Here is a 15,865-nt window from a genome sequence, read left to right as displayed (position 1 = left end):
ACGCCCTGTCAATTCCCGCGCAGCGGGAATTGATTCACTTTCCTGGATTCCCGCGGAGCGGGTCCCTGCGGGCTGCGCCCGCAGAAACGAAAAGAATTCGCTTCGCGAATTCTAGAAAGCCGCTTCGCGTCTTTCAAATTCCCGCTGCGCGGGAATCCAGGAAAGTGAATCAATTCCCGCTGCGCGGGAATTGACAGGGCGTCCGCTGCGCTCCCGCCCAACCGGCTTCGCCGGGCAGCGAGGAGGGAGGGTGCATCACTCGCGCAACTGTGTAGCCACTGGGAGAACAGGCCACCACCCCCAGACGGGAGTTGACAATCACTCGGGTCTCAGGGCCATCAGCCCCGATACAGGTGACGGGTTCCGCTGCGCTCCACCCAAACCCCAACACCCGCACTGCCTACCGCCATCCCCCAACAACGCACACCAGCATACACCCCAACCCGCAGCCATCAAGCCTCAACTGGCAAGACATCACCCCGACGAACCAACCTCCCACAAGAAGGATGCATCACGCTGATGCACTGTGTAGAGTCTGGGACCAGACAGCACACCCCCCGGACCCTCACCCCCACCGGGACTCCCCTTTCTGACTACGCGCCACATTCCGCGAAAAGGAGAACACGGGAATGGCCGTGAAACTGCGTGACCACCAAATCGAGGCCGTTGACGCCATCGTGCGCGGATTCGACATCCCGCCCGGCGGCATTCCCTTGAACGGCCTCCGCGGACAGGTACACGCCGCGTGCGGCACGGGAAAGACCATCATTGCTGCCGCGTCGGCGAAGCGGATTGTCCCCAAGGGGCGCGTACTCGTGCTGGTGCCGACGCTGGACCTGCTGGCGCAGACGGTGAAGGCGTGGCACGACGCCGGACACAAGGGGCCGGCCGTGGCGGTGTGCTCGCTCCAGGACGACCCCGAGCTGTGGAACCTGAAGGTGCGGGCGACGACGAATCCCGTGCAGCTGGCGCTGTGGCACGGCTCCGGGCCGGTCACCATCTACGCGACCTACGCCTCGCTGGGCGTGCTGGCCGAGGCGTTCGAGGGTGCCTACGGCCAGAAGCTTGATCCAGTAGACCTCGCGGTGGTTGATGAAGCCCACCGCACGTCGGGCTCGATGGGGAAGGCCTGGGCGGACATCCACGACCAGACCGTCATCCCCGCCCACCGCAGGCTGTACCTCACTGCCACGCCGCGGATCTGGGAGGAACGGCCCAACCGGGAGGTCGCGGAAGGGGTGCGGGATCCGCTGCCGGAGGAGATGGCGGCCTCCATGGACGACGAGACGATCTTCGGTCCCGTCCTGTACAAGCTGTCCCTGGCATCCGCTGTCTCGCGCGGGTTGCTGGCGCGGTACCAGATCATCGTCCTGGAGCTCCAGGACCCCGTTGTCACGCCCGAGCGGCTAAAGAGCAAGGAACGGTACAGCGAGGAAGTGCGCGGGCAGCGCCTCGGAGCCCTCCAGGCCGCCCTCCTGCACACTATGGCGCAGCACGGGCTCCAGACCTGCATCACCTTCCACCACCGGACGATAGAGGCCCAGGCCTACGCGGAAGGCTTGGAGCGCGTCGCCGCCAAGCTGCACGCCAATGAGCCGGAGAAGTACCCGAAGCGGATCTGGGCCGACTGGCTGTGCGGCGAGCACGCTCCCGAGCGCCGGCGGGAGGTCCTGGCTGGCTTCGGGACCACCGCGCAGCGGGCCGTGCTGTCCAACTGCCGCGTCCTGGGCGAGGGCGTCGACATCCGGGCCGTGGACTCCGTCGCCCTGCTCGATCCGAAAGGCGCGCCCCACGACATCGTCCAGGCCATCGGCCGCGCCCTGCGGCAAAAGCCCGGACAAGGGAAACTCGCTTCTCTGATCGTCCCCGTCTTTCTCCAACCCGGAGAACAACCCGAGGACATGTTCACCTCCGGGTCATATCGGCCCTTGGTGAAAGTCCTTGCAGGGCTGCGGGCTCACGATGAAGAAGCGGTGGAATTGCTCGCCATTCCACAGGAACCGCAGAAGGACGTCGTGCAGCCGTCCCAGTACATCGGCCCGCCGCCCGAGGAAGGCGAGGAAGAATCCCGTCTCCTGCTCCGTTTTGCGGCACCACGTGATCCGGTGATGGTCGCAGAGTGGGTGTCGTTCAACGTCATCGACACCGAGAAGCAGGACTGGGCACGCGGCTGGGCCAAGCTCAAGCAGTTCGTCGACCGCGAGGCCCACGCACGGGTGCCCTACGGCCACCGGGAGGGAGCCACACCCCTTGGACAATGGGTGACGGAACAGCGACGCGCCTACCAGGCGGGGCAGATGAGCGGCCAGCGCGCCCGCCGGCTGGAGCAGCTCGGCATGGTGTGGAGCGTCGCCGATGAGCGGTTCCAAGAGAATCTGGAAGCCGCGAAGGCCTACTACGAGCAGCACTGGACGCTGTGCGCGCCCCGCTCCGCGACCGCGTTGGACAAGCCCGTGGGGCAATGGCTGTCCAACCTTCGGCGGCCCGGCGCTCTGGACGGCCACCCCGAGTGGAAGACTGCTCTCGAAGCGATCGATGAGCACTGGAACCCGGCCTGGCCGACAGACTGGCAGCGGCACTACGCCGCCCTGCGGGAACTGCTGCGCGACGAGGACCAAGCCGACGTCCTGCCCGGCGTCACCATCCACGGCATGGACATCGGGAAGTGGCTGGCCCGGCAGAGGCAGCACACCGTCTGGACGGGTCTGAAGAACGGGCAGCGCGAGCGCCTGGAGCAACTCGGCATCACCCCGCTCCCACCGGAGCAGGAGACGCCCACCAAGGCCCCCAAGGGCGGCTCTGGGGCCTTCGAACGGGGTATCGCGGCCCTGGCGCAGTACAAGGCCCGCACCGGCTCCGTAGGGCCCGTCAGCCGCTCCCACACCGAAGTCCTGCCAGACGGCACAGAAGTCCGGCTCGGGGTGTTTCTGAGCAACAGCAAGACCAGACGCGCCAAACTCACCCCCAACAAACTCCAACAGCTCGCCGACCTCGGACTCGACTGGGCAGCAGGGTAAGGCGGATGTTCCTACTCGGTGGCTGAAGTTTCGGACTTCGTTGCTTGCTTGGTTCGCATGATCTCTCGCAGCTCGCTCCGTGACGCTCGGAGACTTGGCGACGAACTGCACAGTCTGATCATGACACTTAGGAGCGTGATGGCAAATCCGGAAAATGAAACAAGGAATACAAACCGTGCAAGGTCTGGGTCATCTGACTGGGTGTCCGTGGCAAACCAGTGAATCAACCTCATCTCGGCAATAAGGTGAGCGAGGCCAACGGCGAGCCAGATGAATGACGCCAGAGAGGCACGCCATGTCGACCATAGGTAACCCCTGCGGAACTCTGCCATTGCCGCCAAGCCCAGCTGCTGCCGTGACTGTGCAGAACGGGCACTTTCCAGCAGTGAAGCTGCTGTTCGTTCCAGGTCTCCCCTGACTCTGTCAGTCATTGTTTTAGCCTCTACCGCACCCAAAAGCATGACGATCGGGATAACCGTCACCATTGCTCCAGCGAATTCCCCGGTCATCTTGTAGGCCATAATGTTCCCCTCCACGTGACCACTGTCTGGGGCACCAACCTAACTGTGGTGGCGCTGGCGGGAATGAGAACACGTAGCTACGCAGTGCCAGCGGCACGGCGCAGCCCGCCTTGGCCACAAAGCCGTCGCCGTGTGGGAGATGCTCGTGGAGGAGAGCGGGGCGGATCCCGGTCTCACGGTGCACGACGGAATGGATTTCGGGACGTGGCTGGCGAAACAGCGTCACCACGCCGTCTGGCAGGGCCCGAAGGACGCACAGCGCGAACTGCTGGAGGCGGTCGGCGTGACGCCGTTGCCGCCGGAGTGGGAAGCGCCCGCCAAGGGCGCCTCTGTAGCCTTCGAACGTGGCATCGCGGCTCTCCTGGCTCAGCACAAGGCCCGCACGGGCTCTGTGAAGGTCCCCAGGGCCCACGTAGAGACGATCGTGGTCGACGGCCAGGAGCACTCGGTGATGCTTGGGGTGTTTCTGAGCAACAGCAAGAGCAGGCGCGCCAAGCTCACCGCGGACAAACTCCAGCAGCTCGCCGACCACGGACTCGACTGGGCGGCGGCGTAGGTTCGGCCGGGCCGTCTTGCTCGGGTAACGCGAAACGTTTGGCGTTACCCGAGCTGCTCTCCGCCCGTTCTTCAGCGGGAGGTGCAGGCGATGGGTCGTCACTCGCGCGTTCCTGGACGGGTTAGTTCTCCTATTGCCGTCTCCAGGGCGTTCAGCGCGGGTGCTAGGTGGGTGTGCTCTGCTCCGTACTCCACCAGGGAGCCTGCAGCTTCCACGAACAGGCGCACGTCGACGGCGGCTGCAGAGAGCAGTGCAGTTCCCTCGGGTGAGGTGAGCCGGATGAAGAGGCGCCTTTGCCCTGATGCTGTTTTCTCAGGCCACAAGGTCACGTCGCCTTGCCCAGCACGGCGTTCCAGCCCGTCCACCAGTAGTTCGCGGGCGAAGGTCCACACGGTCTCGTCGCTTTCCTCGGCCCGGAACCGCGCTTCGACGGCATAGGGATCAGAGGCGCGGTAGGTGAACCGGGTGCGCAGCGTTTGCGTGAGTGCTTCGTGTTCCTCGTGGTGGATCAGCATCGGCATGTCGGCGCGCTGTACGCGTGCGCCTTCAGTCGTTGTGGTCCACAGGCGCGCTTGGGCTGCCGGCTGCTGAGTCGGTCGCGTTGATGACGGGCTGGTTCGTTCGCTGCGCTGCAGCGGTGTGAGCTGTTGGTGCTGGCTTGCTGTCCTTTTGATTTCAGGCAGCATGAGGCCGCTTCTGGCTCTCTTGTATGCGGAGTCCGCGAATCGGGCGACTTGCAGTTGGGCTGGCTGTGCCGTGCAGAGGACAAGGCTCATCGGCTCGGCGGTCAAGGCTGGTGACGGGACTGGCTCGGCCGCTGGCCGTACGAACTCGCGTAGGTCCGGCAGGCATCCCGTGTCAGGCCCGGGCGCGATGTGCGCCGAGGTCAAAAACCCGTGGACCTCGCTCATGCCGGTCAGGGCGAGCAGCGTCGAAAGCTGTCGAGGATCGGCTGCGCTGGCAACGCCCTGCTGCGGTTCGTTCTGGGCAAGGCGGCAGGGATGGGCCACCCAGATGCTGAAGCCCGCGTCCGCGGTGAAGGGGCTCTGTGAACCGCCGTGTGCCGTGAGGGACTCCCGTGTTCTCCACATCTGATGGCGGAGGTCCCGGATGCGGCGATCGCTGAGCTGTGGCGAGGCGGTCGGGTGATGGCGTGCAGGGCCGAAGGGGCAGAGGAGCATCGCGAGGGCGGCGAGGAAGCTGCTCTTGCCGGCGCCAACGCCCCCGACGAGGAATCCCCGCCGCTCCAGAGCCGGCGAAGCCGGATGGTGATCAGTGGCAGTGTCCTGTGCTGTGGTGCGCGGATCGAAGCCAGCCTCGATGACATGGTCGGCCTGATCGTGTTGCGTGGGCTCCTTGCGCGATGCCGCGTCGTCGAGTGTTCTTTGCTGTCGGCGGGCTGCCAGCGCCATGCGGCGGCGGGCGGCGTCAGGGATGTCACCGGTCACTGCCATCACGTGTGGGGCCCCCAGGCTGGAGGCGTCGAGCAGCGCGTCGAAGTCGTCGTCCGTCCCAGCGAGGTTGTTCATGGGTTCGTCCTTCGGGACGTTCATCGTGCTCCCCCTTCCTCAAGGTCGGCCGCGTCGGTCAGATCGGCCAGGATGCGGGCCCGCAGCCGGCCGATGCGGCCTTCCAGGGCCTTCTCCGTCAGCCCGACCTTCTGGGCGGCCTGCTGCTGGGTGTAGCCCAGCGCTCGCCAGGCAAGGCCTCTGCGGACCTTGGTATCGGTGATGTACGGGAGGATGCGCTTGATTTCGTCGTGGGTGGCTGCAGCGTAGAAGGGGTCGGTGGCGCGCTGGTCGGGGATGTCCCGTTCGGCGGCGGGGGCGTCGCGGCCGGCGGCGGGCAGGTCCAGCTCAGCTTGCCCGCTCTGCATGGCGCGGAACCAGCGGCTGTAGACAGGGCGGAAGGAGCGGATGGAGGCGCCGACGAAGTAGGTGGTGAGGCTGGCTCCGCCGGCCGGGGTCCACTTACCGCGTACCAGGCCGTGCTCGAGGAAGAGGTCCAGGCCGGCGATGACGGTGTCGGTGGCTACCTCGGCGCGGTCGTCGGCGTCCCAGTCGGGGGTGGTCATGTGCGCGGGGACGGGCCGGCCTGCATGGCGGGCGCGGGCGAAGATTTCGCCGCTGTTGGTCCACTTGCTGATGGTGCGCCAGCCGTAGCCCATCCACCGGGCCGTAGCCGTCTGGAAGCGAGGGCCCTGGAAGTTGTCGGCCCGCAGGATGTCGACGATGCGGGCGTCGGCCGCCAGGCGCGCGACGCGGTCAGCCGCGTCTTCCCGGGCGGGGCCGGCGAGGGTGCGCTCCAGGCTCAGCAGGCCCGCCGAGTCGAGCTCCTCAAGATCTTGGTCCTCCTGCAGGAGGCCATGAGGGGCACGCCCCTGGCACATCTCATCCGGCACTCTCGCTCCCTTGCGCACTGCCGCCCCCGTGGGCCCGTATGCAGCCTGACGCGGACGTCATAGGCGCCGGGCGCCACTCTCCCCTCGCCTTCCCGGCAGGAAATCTGTGTGACTCACGTCACAGCGTGACGGGCGGGGGGAGAAACCCCGTCGGCCGCTAGAGCATCCACGACCACACACCCGCTCAACGGGTGAAAACCCTGGAATGGAAACGGAGTTCACAGTGCCCCAGAGCACCCAGCAGCCCGGAACCCAGCCCCTGCTCGGCCTGCGCAGCGCCATCGTCCTGCTGCTCGGCGTCCTCACCGGCATCGGCGCAGGCGTACTCACCTACCTCGCCCAACACTCGCTGCCCGCCGCAGCCCTTGCCGCTGGCGCCGGGTTCGGGGCAGGCGTCCTGTTCTTCCACACCATCATCGACTGACCCATCCCCACCCGGGGGGTCTTGGGGGCGGCAACCTCCTCTGCGGTTGCCGCCCCCAAGACCCCCCGTTTTGCACTTCCTGCGGGCAAAGGGCCGCCCGTTCGGCTAACAAATATGACCAAGGCGACCACACGTTCGATAACGGTCATCTCCGGCGCGGACAACCGGGTCGGACTCGACTTCCTCCATCACGTGTGCAGCCCTACGGGCGCGAGACTCCCTGCGACCAGGAGCTTTGTCCCCTCCAGCCCAGCACCGGCCTTCGGAGGGAGCCGAGCGCAGCCTCGACACGGTCATTTCGTCAGGAGCTGTAAGACGCGCGCCGTCACGCCGTTTTGAGCAGGCGTTCGCTGATTCACCGGGCTCGTGGCAGGGCGGCGGGAAATGCTCGGTGGCGACGAATCGCGCCCACCCACTGTCAGCCCCTTGTGCTTTGATCACCTCGACCCAGCGTGGACACGCCAAAACACAGTGAGTCTGCGCTGCCAGACCAACCACAGGGGGTACAACTTGAGATCCACCAGACTGGTGGCTGCAGGAGCTGCATCGCTCGCACTGCTGGCTAGCTGCTTAGGCGCGGCTCAAGCAAACGAGGCACCGACTTCCAGCCTTGCGGCTGGAGCAGCGCAGGCGATCGCTGATGCAGCAGCTACCGCCGAGGACTCCGTACCGGCACTTGAGGATCTGGACGAGTCCTCACAGGAACTGGACGACGACATTTCCCTTCCTGTGCCTGAGGCACTGGAAGGTGAGCCGACACCAGTGCCGGAAACACCCATCAGCGAAGAGCTCGCCAAGGAGCCGTTCACGGCTCCCGACCCGGCCGAGAGCACAGCGGATGCTGACGCGAAATGCCAAGCGCGGCTGGAGGCGGCTATGGCGAGGGGCGACGATGCCCCCGTGTCCTGTGCCTCCTGGAGCACCGGCATGTCCGTAGCGGAGCTCCGCGCTGCTGTCGGTGCCTGGCCCACGCCGGATTGGTGTGACGACAACGGCGCGAACGGCAAGTGGTACGTCAACCGATTCAAAGCCTGCGGCATCTTCCCCGCGAAGCTCAATGTGCACGACGTGCGCACCGGCAAGCTGCTCGGCAGCATGGACTACCTCGTCCGCGCCTACGCCTACGGCAAGCGGGACATCAAGACCTGGGCGTACCAGGTGGAGTTGATGGAGCTGTCCAGCTGGGGGGCGGCCAGGGGTCTCCGCGCGAACGGCAGCGTCAAGTGTGCGGGCAAGTGCAAGGTGACCGAGAGCACCTTCCCGTCCCAGGCGATGGGTGGGAGCAAGGAGGCCGTCGGTCAGTTCTTCTTCGACACCACCATCAAGACCACGCCCAAGGGAGACAAGGGTGAGGGGCAGGCGACCGCTGCATGGCGGTTCACCAAGGGTGCGTATGTCAGCAACGAGCTCACCCTGCCCACGCCTCCGGTGCGTTGCGACAACGCCCTCCCAGGTACGTCCAAGCCCGGGTGCGTGATGCCGTACATTCCGGAGATGGCCTACGCGAAGAACGGCGAGTACCCGGAGCTCGCCAAACACATCGAGTACGCGCAGACCACAAAAAACCTGCCGGGCAAGCACGGCACCAAGCGCTACCTGACCCGGCTGACCGACAAGGCCAAGATCAAGGCCAACAGGAACACTGCGTGCCCTTCGAGTCTGGAACGGCCTCCGGGCCAGCAGTGCGACGAGTACCCCTTCGCGTCGACCTGGCAGGGCGCCAAGTACGGTGGCGGCGACTTCAGCCGACGCATGATCAACGGAAAGCAGAACGAGGACGGCGGCAAAGCTCTGAGCCTCTTCTACCTGTACAACCGCATCATCGAGAAGGACAAGTTCCTGGTGTGGATCAAGTAGAGACAGGCACATCTCGGCGGAGGACAGCGAAATGAGTGACGAGGTCGATCGGGGCAACGGACTCGTGCCCGTCCAGTACCACCAGTTCGATATCAGTGACGAGGACGGCCCGGCCGCCGCCGCTCTGGAGCGCGAGCACAACGGACTGGTGCGCGTCGCCGACGACGCCATCACGGTGATGACCGGCATCCACACCGGCGACGTCGACGTCACGGTTACCCTCCACGAGGCTCCGCCCTCGCCCGGCAACGGCGACTGGCAGGAGATCGTCGAAATCTCAGCACACTCCGCCTCAGGAGAACTCATGGTCCGCGGCATCATGGACGACCTGGACGAAGAACTCCCCGTCCTGTCGTTCAACGGTCGCGGCGACTACCGGCTGCGCATCCACGCCCGCGGCCGCGACACCGCCATCGACCTGGCCCCCGACGAGGTCACCGAGTGGTACCTCATCCAGGCCTGGCCAGCACCCACCCAAGAGGTGACGGTGCTCCGCCAGAGCGACACCTACGGGGCCTCAGTCCGCGCCCGCTGACACGAGGAACAAACACGCTGCCCCGCCCACCACACGCACTGGTGGGCGGGGCAGACACTTAGTCAACGGCCCGCCAGGATGCCGCTCGGTCCTCCCTGCCTACGCGGTGGTCCGACCGACCCGCCCCCCGTCGCCGGCGCGTGGCCCCGGCCATCGGCGATCCGGAGAGCCGCGACATCACCGTCGTCCCCCGTGATCGGATGGCAGCCCCGGGAGAGGACGCGGGGGAGCCTTCGATCGAGGGCTCGGCTCTCGAGCCCGTCGTGCTGTTCGACAACGTCAAGGAGCCGATCATCACCACCGTGCCAACCCCCTCGCCAGATGGTCCAAGGGCACGTACGTCCACCAGGTCCACGCCCCCGGCGTCGAAGTGCGGCAGGCCCCGGAGGGCTGGGCTGTGGTGGATTTCTACCAGGGGTGAACAGGACGACAGCCCCCCGGACCGGCTACTGAACTTGAATGCGTGATGTCGGTCTGTCATCTGTGTCGGCTGGCGACACACCTGGGAGGTGGACCTCGACGCTCAGCGTCCATCAGTAGACGATGGACACGATCTGGCAGGCGGCTTCGGCGATCTGGCGCTCTCCGCTGATGCGGGCTCGGGCAAGGGCAGTATCGGGATCAATGCCGCGGGTGCAGAGTCGCCAGGCGGTCTCTGAGTCCAGCCGCACTGATGCGGCCGGCTGGCCTCTGGGCGCTTCGGCCAGTGACCAGCGGTCCGCGGTGGCGGCCACGGTCCAGGTGCCGACGGCTGGCTCATCGATGACCACCTGGAGTTGTGTCCCGGCGGGTGTGGGCGTGTGACGCAGTGTGTGGGGCAAGGCCCGCATGAAGGTGTCCAGGACCGTGGCCAGAGCGTTGGGCTCCGGATCGGTGTCCTGGCCGGTGGCATGTCGGATCTGCTGGCGGTGGGTCCAGTACTCGGTGAACTCCCGGGCGATGTCCAGCCACTTGGGCGCCGGGTTGGCCCCGGCCCAGGACACTCCCAGGCCCGTTGCGCCGAGGTCGGTGCCCTCCAATTGACGGGCGACCTGGGTCCCGGCCAGTTCCAGGGCCTCGATGAGCTCTGCGGGGCTGTGATTGGCGTGGAGGTCGATCCATTCCTGGTTGACCCGGTGGATGAACGCTTCCAGTGTCTCTCCAGCCGCCTTGGTGCGCTGGTGACTCTCTGTGCTCCAGCCGAGACGGCCGTGGTAGTCGCCGAGGATGTGGGCGGCAAGATCGTGGACGGTCCAGCCCGGGACTGCAGCCCTGCTCCACTCATTGCGCCGCAGGCCGCGTAGCACGTCGAGGAGCGACGCGAGCTCTGGCCCGAACAGCGGGCGAGCGTCGACCGGCTTGCCCAGCCAGGAGGGGTTGGATACGTCGTTGGGCTGGAGGCTCATGGTCAAAGCCTGGCAGCCGGGAGGCTTGGTCTTCCATCGAATACCCCTTCACCTCACGGGGGCCCGGTCAGCCGCCCATGGTCAGACCTGTGCCGGCCAGACAGCCGTCGACCAGGTCGGGCCGGTACTGGATCTGCTTGAGTCTGCGCTTCACAGCCCGGGTGATCTAGGCCAGGTCGGCTGCGGCGAGGTTGCCGAGGTCGCGTTTGACCAGCGACCAAATTCCCTCCTGCGGGTTCAGGTCGGGTGCGTAGGCGGGCAGCTGGAAGACGGTGAGCCAGGCCGCGTTCGCAGCGATGAACTCCCGCATCCCGGCTGTGAGATGGAGGCGTACGTTGTCCCAGACGAGCACGATGGGCCCGCCGAGCTGGATGCGGGCCCGCACGACCAGGTCGCGCAGGTCCCGCCAGCCGAAGCCCTTCGGCTGCCCCAGGCGGCCGCGGTATTCGCGCACTGCGTAGAACATCCGCGAGCGCCGGCCGGGCTGGTAGCAGACCATCCCCGCCATCGACACCCGGCCCGATCCTCTTCCGCGTACCCGCACCACGGGCGTGCAGCCCCGTGTCCCCAGGTCCTGGAGCGCGGCGGCGTCAGCGACTGCCCGGCCTCGTCCTGGAAGACGATCCAGGCACCGAGCGCCGCCGCGGTGCTTTTACCCGCGGCCAGACGTCCTTCGTCCACAACTCGACCGCCGTGTCGTCGCGCTCGATGGCCCGGCGGGCGGGCTGCTGCCACGACCAGCCGTGCCGCTTCAGCAGCCTCCACGTGCCTTGGAGCGTGTATGAAACGCGGAACATGCGACCGATCAGCGTCTTCACCCTGGTCAGCGTCCACCGCTGATCCGCCCAGCCGTGCGTCAACGGCCCACGCTCCAACTCGCCTTCCAGCCGGGCCACTTGCACATCACTGAGCTGAGGTCGCCCGGGTGATCCCTTGGACGCAACACCGGCCGCGCCGCGTTCGCGCCAGGACTGGCGCCACCGCTCCACGGACCGCTCGCTCACCCGCAGCGCGGCGGCGACCTCCCGGTTCTTCTCCCCACGCTCGAATCGCTCCACAGCCCTCAGCCGGACCCGCTCCCGCGCTGCCCTCCCAGCGTCGGTCAGCCCGCCGCCCTGCGCATATCTCACAACCCCCACGCTTATCTGACCACCGCAGAGGCGTCAGGAGAACGCCCCGACATCACCCGATCAAGTTCAGTAGTCAGCCCGGACGCCTGGCGCGCCCCCAGGCCCCGCCGCGTTCGGGCGGCGGCCGTCACCGTACCGATGGCTGGCGGGCACGGTGACGGTCCGCTCGCAGGATGCTCGTAGGCTCGCATGCCATGACGACGCGGATAGCGGGAGATCAGGTGCTCAATCCGTGGGCCCGCACGACCAGGAACGCACCGTACGCGGTTCCCGAAGACCTGCCGCACTTGCAAGCCCTCTCCGACACCCAAGTCCACCCCTCGCACGCGCCGTACCGGCTCAACCTGAGACTCCCGCCGGAACCGTTCGTCGGCCTCCACGACGCGCCCCTGGTCATACTGCTGGCCAACCCAGGCGTGAGCGACGCAGACCCGGCCGCCTACGCCCAGCCCGGCGTGATCGAGCGAACCCTGCAACACATCGCGAACGCCGGCGGGACCCCCAACCACTTCCTGACGCAAGCCGACAAGGACCATCCAGGACTCCGGTGGTGGTCCCGGACCCTGAAGGGCCTGACGAGGCAGGGATACAGTCACGACGAACTCGCCCGGCAGATCCTTGCCGTGCAGTTCCACGGCTACCATTCGCGGTCGTGGCGGCCGATCCCGTACACGCTGCCCTCCCAGTCCTTCGCCTTCCACCTGGTGCGCCGCGCTATGTCCCGTGATGCAGTGATCGTCCTCGGGCGCATCGCGGCCATCTGGAAGATCGCCGTGCCGGAGCTGGCGTCGTATCCGAATGTGGTGACGCCGAAACAAAACCGGAGCGTGCAGATCAGCCGGGGCAACTTCAGCCCTGAGGACTTCGAGCGGATCGAGCAAGCCTTCAAGAGCTGAGCACACACCGCGGTGCGTGCTCAGCGGGAGGGGCGGTCAGAGGTTGGCACGCGCTTCGGCCAGCTTCACGTCCGCCGCCCGCCACACCCCGCGGAGCTGGATGCCGTCGTGGGCGGAACACCCCCGCGTCGGCGGGAAGGACTCCGCAGTGACGATCTCCCTGTCATGCCCCGTAGGAACACCCCCGCGTCGGCGGGGAGGACACCGATTGTCGGCAACTCCCTGTAGACGTAGGCGGAACACCCCCGCGTCGGCGGGGAGGACGGCGTCCGCATGAGCGGCGCGAAGTGGAACAGCGGAACACCCCCGCGTCGGCGGGGAGGACTTGCGGGTAGCAGTAGAGGTGTTCTCAAGGAGCGGAACACCCCCGCGTCGGCGGGGAGGACCGTCACCGGTGAAGGCCTCCGCCAGAAGGCAGCGGAACACCCCCGCGTCGGCGGGGAGGACGTCTTGGCCTCCGCTTCGGCCGACTTCAGGGCCGGAACACCCCCGCGTCGGCGGGGAGGACTTCTGCGTCCACGGCGACTCGGGCGTGATGGTCGGAACACCCCCGCGTCGGCGGGGAGGACGACGTCCACTACGGCGAGCAGGACGGGCACGGCGGAACACCCCCGCGTCGGCGGGGAGGACGCCGTCCCGGCGGGCACGGGCTACGTCGGCGACGGAACACCCCCGCGTCGGCGGGGAGGACTCGATCCGGGCCTGCGACTTCTTCCGGTTCGGCGGAACACCCCCGCGTCGGCGGGGAGGACGGGGAGGCCGTTCCAGTCGGCGACGGTTTCGGCGGAACACCCCCGCGTCGGCGGGGAGGACCCCCTCGACGGGCCCCTCGAAGCCGAAATCGTCGGAACACCCCCGCGTCGGCGGGGAGGACGTGATGCGGCGTAGCCGGGCCGGCAGGTCCCGCGGAACACCCCCGCGTCGGCGGGGAGGACCAGGGATACCCGGGTGGAGCCGACGACGGTGGCGGAACACCCCCGCGTCGGCGGGGAGGACACGCTGGGCACGGCGACTTCAGTAGGGTCCGGCGGAACACCCCCGCGTCGGCGGGGAGGACCAGGGATACCCGGGTGGAGCCGACGACGGTGGCGGAACACCCCCGCGTCGGCGGGGAGGACGCGTAGGAGTGGCGCAGCGAGTGCGGGGAGAGCGGAACACCCCCGCGTCGGCGGGGAGGACTCGTCGTGTCGTCACGGCGTGAGTCGGCCGATCGGAACACCCCCGCGTCGGCGGGGAGGACACCAGCTTGCCCAGGGCGCGTTCCTCGCGTTCCGGAACACCCCCGCGTCGGCGGGGAGGACGGCGTACAGAAGGCCACCGCGACCACACTCGACGGAACACCCCCGCGTCGGCGGGGAGGACAACGAGACCGGGCTGGCGTGGCTGCCTGGCGGCGGAACACCCCCGCGTCGGCGGGGAGGACAACCCGACGTGAGGGTTACTCCGCAGCAGGGTCGGAACACCCCCGCGTCGGCGGGGAGGACTTCGGCTCGAGGGTGTTGCCGTCCGCGTACAGCGGAACACCCCCGCGTCGGCGGGGAGGACCCGCAGGGTGTGGTCCAGGCGCCCGGGGACGTCGGAACACCCCCGCGTCGGCGGGGAGGACTGCTGGCGCAGATCTCCGGCGCAAACAAGCATCGGAACACCCCCGCGTCGGCGGGGAGGACGCGTTCTACCGCGAACCCGCGCTACTGCTCGGCGGAACACCCCCGCGTCGGCGGGGAGGACCGCGGCCGAACCCTCCGCCAGCGTCTCCTCGGCGGAACACCCCCGCGTCGGCGGGGAGGACTTCAGCTGCGCCGGGGTGGCGTCCACCAGGGCCGGAACACCCCCGCGTCGGCGGGGAGGACACTTTCTGACCTGCACTTTAGGAAGGGCTTTGCATTTCTTTTGCTTTTGGTGCAGCCGTCATACGGATCAGGGTGAGGCCGTCGAAGTCGACGGGGACCCGGCGCCGGGTTCCTGCGGTGCGGATGGCGTATCCCTGTTCCGTGGCTACGGGGTGGATGAGGGTGGCAGCGCCGTTGCCCACGACTTCGGTGACGGCGTGCCAGAGTTTGTCGCGGACGCGGGCGGAGACGCTGCCGACAAAGATGCCGGGTAATACTTCGCTGGTCCATCGGCTGAGGGCGCCGCGTAGGTGGTCGGGGACCGCGGTGGTGGCGATGACGACCATGGAAGGCATCAGTGGTTTCCTTCGGCGTAGTTGACGCCAGCGGGTAGGACTCCGGTTTTGGGGTCCCAGAGGTGGACCATCTGCACGTCGCGCCGTTCGGAAGGGTTCTCGTCGGTGTCGTCGTCGGCTGTGATCGTCTGGGTGTGGGGCGGGGTCAGCAGGGACTGAACGTCCTGGATGATTCGAGGCAGGAGACGTAGGAGCCGGAGGTTTTCACGGAAGCGGCGGCGTACTTCTTGTTCGGGGTTATCGGAGTTGTGAAGGGCGAAGGCGAGAGGGAGTGTGACCTCGGCTTTGTACAGGTCGGCGATGTCGTAGACGAAGGCATGTTGGTTGCCTGTGTGGACGTAGCCGAGGGCGGGAGAGAGTCCGAGGGCGAGCAGGACGGCGTGGACGATGCCGTACAGGCAGGTGTTAGCGGCAGACAGGGCTAGGTTGACGGGGTCTTGAGTGTCCCATTGGTCGGGCCGGTAGTTGCGGCGGAAGCGGCCGATGCCGTGCTGTTGCGCAAGGATCTTGTAGAAGGTTTTCATGCGCTCGCCTTCCATCCCGCGGAGCTGTTCCAACGTGACGGATGCGGGTACATCGGCGTCTTTGAAGCGCATCCGATACATCTGGACGGCGACCTCGAGGCGCTGCACAGGGTTGGCCCATGTGGTGACCTGCTGTTGGAGCCAGTGGGTGGTGAGGGAGTCGGGGAGAATGCCCGCGTAGGCGCGGACGCCGCCCGCTCCGACGCAGACGACGCTGGTGCCGTGGCGGGCGAGGGTAGTGAGGGCTGGGGTGGTGATGGAGACGCCAGGGCCAAGGAGCAGGCAGGACAGGGCGGCGGTGGGAATGTAGACGAGGTCGGTGCGGTGTTCGTCGGTCTGGATCTGCGCGCACACTCCGGTGTCGTCCTGTACTACGCGGACCATGTCCAGGTAGAGGAAGGACAGGGAGTCCGCGACGCGGGGGAGCATGGCCA

14 protein-coding genes and 1 CRISPR repeat array are annotated in these 15,865 nt (G+C 67.2%); of the genes, 6 read left to right on the top strand and 8 right to left on the bottom strand.

Annotated features, from left to right (window positions below):
- Positions 1-629 precede the first annotated feature (629 nt).
- Positions 630-3,017 (top strand): Helicase associated domain protein, encoded by a 2,388-nt coding sequence (locus tag ABZ016_RS14065; RefSeq protein ID WP_356916827.1) that lies wholly within the window; start codon positions 630-632, stop codon positions 3,015-3,017.
- 11 nt (positions 3,018-3,028) lie between these two features.
- Here ABZ016_RS14065 and ABZ016_RS14060 read toward each other — a convergent pair whose 3' ends face one another.
- Positions 3,029-3,538: a hypothetical protein gene (locus ABZ016_RS14060; protein ID WP_356916826.1), complete on the bottom strand. Its 510-nt coding sequence runs from the start codon at positions 3,536-3,538 to the stop codon at positions 3,029-3,031.
- A gap of 139 nt (positions 3,539-3,677) precedes the next feature.
- Here ABZ016_RS14060 and ABZ016_RS14055 point away from each other — a divergent pair, with 139 nt between their 5' ends.
- Positions 3,678-4,094 carry a helicase associated domain-containing protein gene (locus tag ABZ016_RS14055; RefSeq protein WP_356916837.1) on the top strand — a complete coding sequence of 139 codons (417 nt, stop codon included), beginning with the start codon at positions 3,678-3,680 and terminating at the stop codon, positions 4,092-4,094.
- 98 nt (positions 4,095-4,192) lie between these two features.
- Here the strand turns inward: ABZ016_RS14055 and ABZ016_RS14050 are convergent, their stop codons facing one another.
- On the bottom strand, positions 4,193-5,647 hold the full coding sequence (locus ABZ016_RS14050) for an SsgA family sporulation/cell division regulator (protein ID WP_356916825.1): 1,455 nt from the start codon (positions 5,645-5,647) through the stop codon (positions 4,193-4,195).
- Complete coding sequence (locus ABZ016_RS14045; RefSeq protein WP_356916824.1) at positions 5,644-6,495, bottom strand: hypothetical protein; 852 nt, start codon at positions 6,493-6,495, stop codon at positions 5,644-5,646. The genes ABZ016_RS14050 and ABZ016_RS14045 overlap by 4 nt, the downstream gene beginning before the upstream one ends.
- A 223-nt stretch (positions 6,496-6,718) precedes the next feature.
- On the opposite strand from ABZ016_RS14045, the gene ABZ016_RS14040 reads away from it, so the two are divergent.
- The 3 genes from ABZ016_RS14040 (at position 6,719) to ABZ016_RS14030 (ending at position 9,311) form a co-directional block, all read left to right on the top strand.
- Entirely contained in the window at positions 6,719-6,919 is a 201-nt protein-coding gene (locus tag ABZ016_RS14040; protein WP_356916823.1) for a hypothetical protein, read from the top strand.
- A gap of 927 nt (positions 6,920-7,846) precedes the next feature.
- The gene (locus ABZ016_RS14035; protein WP_356916822.1) at positions 7,847-8,776 is read left to right on the top strand and encodes a NucA/NucB deoxyribonuclease domain-containing protein; all 930 of its coding nucleotides are present in this window, start codon (positions 7,847-7,849) and stop codon (positions 8,774-8,776) included.
- A 31-nt stretch (positions 8,777-8,807) separates the two neighbouring features.
- On the top strand, positions 8,808-9,311 hold the full coding sequence (locus ABZ016_RS14030; protein WP_356916821.1) for a hypothetical protein: 504 nt from the start codon (positions 8,808-8,810) through the stop codon (positions 9,309-9,311).
- Between the two features lie 533 nt (positions 9,312-9,844).
- Here the strand turns inward: ABZ016_RS14030 and ABZ016_RS14025 are convergent.
- The 3 genes from ABZ016_RS14025 to ABZ016_RS14015 form a co-directional block, all read right to left on the bottom strand.
- Positions 9,845-10,696, bottom strand: a complete 852-nt coding sequence (locus ABZ016_RS14025) for a maleylpyruvate isomerase family mycothiol-dependent enzyme (protein ID WP_356916820.1) — start codon at positions 10,694-10,696, stop codon at positions 9,845-9,847.
- A 166-nt stretch (positions 10,697-10,862) separates the two neighbouring features.
- On the bottom strand, positions 10,863-11,204 hold the full coding sequence (locus ABZ016_RS14020) for a transposase (RefSeq protein ID WP_356916836.1): 342 nt from the start codon (positions 11,202-11,204) through the stop codon (positions 10,863-10,865).
- 82 nt (positions 11,205-11,286) lie between these two features.
- Positions 11,287-11,826, bottom strand: a complete 540-nt coding sequence (locus ABZ016_RS14015; protein ID WP_356916819.1) for a winged helix-turn-helix domain-containing protein — start codon at positions 11,824-11,826, stop codon at positions 11,287-11,289.
- A 194-nt stretch (positions 11,827-12,020) separates the two neighbouring features.
- Between ABZ016_RS14015 and ABZ016_RS14010 the strand changes: the two genes are divergently transcribed.
- Complete coding sequence (locus ABZ016_RS14010; protein WP_356916818.1) at positions 12,021-12,722, top strand: hypothetical protein; 702 nt, start codon at positions 12,021-12,023, stop codon at positions 12,720-12,722.
- Positions 12,723-12,835: 113 nt separating this feature from the next.
- Positions 12,836-14,572: direct repeats of the CRISPR family, unit length 29 nt; unit sequence CGGAACACCCCCGCGTCGGCGGGGAGGAC.
- Between the two features lie 17 nt (positions 14,573-14,589).
- On the opposite strand, the gene cas2e is transcribed toward ABZ016_RS14010, so the two are convergent.
- Together cas2e and cas1e are read right to left on the bottom strand one after the other, a co-directional pair.
- A complete protein-coding gene (cas2e, locus tag ABZ016_RS14005) occupies positions 14,590-14,907 on the bottom strand; it encodes a type I-E CRISPR-associated endoribonuclease Cas2e (RefSeq protein ID WP_356916817.1) in 318 nt (105 codons plus the stop codon).
- Positions 14,907-15,860: a type I-E CRISPR-associated endonuclease Cas1e gene (gene cas1e, locus ABZ016_RS14000; protein WP_356916816.1), complete on the bottom strand. Its 954-nt coding sequence runs from the start codon at positions 15,858-15,860 to the stop codon at positions 14,907-14,909. The genes cas2e and cas1e overlap by 1 nt, the downstream gene beginning before the upstream one ends.
- Positions 15,861-15,865: the final 5 nt, after the last annotated feature.

The sequence above is a fragment of the Streptomyces sp. NPDC006372 genome (assembly GCF_040612515.1).
Lineage (GTDB): Bacteria > Actinomycetota > Actinomycetes > Streptomycetales > Streptomycetaceae > Streptomyces.
This window is presented reverse-complemented; position numbering and strand designations above follow the sequence as displayed.

What these genes read in the sequence shown, in the direction of transcription:
- ABZ016_RS14065 (WP_356916827.1), top strand. Translation starts at nt 630, where the DNA reads ATGGCCGTGAAACTGCGTGACCACCAAATCGAGGCCGTTGACGCCATC.
- ABZ016_RS14060 (WP_356916826.1), bottom strand. Translation starts at nt 3,538, where the DNA reads ATGGCCTACAAGATGACCGGGGAATTCGCTGGAGCAATGGTGACGGTT.
- ABZ016_RS14055 (WP_356916837.1), top strand. Translation starts at nt 3,678, where the DNA reads ATGCTCGTGGAGGAGAGCGGGGCGGATCCCGGTCTCACGGTGCACGAC.
- ABZ016_RS14050 (WP_356916825.1), bottom strand. Translation starts at nt 5,647, where the DNA reads ATGAACGTCCCGAAGGACGAACCCATGAACAACCTCGCTGGGACGGAC.
- ABZ016_RS14035 (WP_356916822.1), top strand. Translation starts at nt 7,847, where the DNA reads ATGTCCGTAGCGGAGCTCCGCGCTGCTGTCGGTGCCTGGCCCACGCCG.
- ABZ016_RS14030 (WP_356916821.1), top strand. Translation starts at nt 8,808, where the DNA reads ATGAGTGACGAGGTCGATCGGGGCAACGGACTCGTGCCCGTCCAGTAC.
- ABZ016_RS14025 (WP_356916820.1), bottom strand. Translation starts at nt 10,696, where the DNA reads ATGAGCCTCCAGCCCAACGACGTATCCAACCCCTCCTGGCTGGGCAAG.
- ABZ016_RS14020 (WP_356916836.1), bottom strand. Translation starts at nt 11,204, where the DNA reads ATGGCGGGGATGGTCTGCTACCAGCCCGGCCGGCGCTCGCGGATGTTC.
- ABZ016_RS14010 (WP_356916818.1), top strand. Translation starts at nt 12,021, where the DNA reads ATGACGACGCGGATAGCGGGAGATCAGGTGCTCAATCCGTGGGCCCGC.
- cas2e (WP_356916817.1), bottom strand. Translation starts at nt 14,907, where the DNA reads ATGCCTTCCATGGTCGTCATCGCCACCACCGCGGTCCCCGACCACCTA.
- cas1e (WP_356916816.1), bottom strand. Translation starts at nt 15,860, where the DNA reads ATGCTCCCCCGCGTCGCGGACTCCCTGTCCTTCCTCTACCTGGACATG.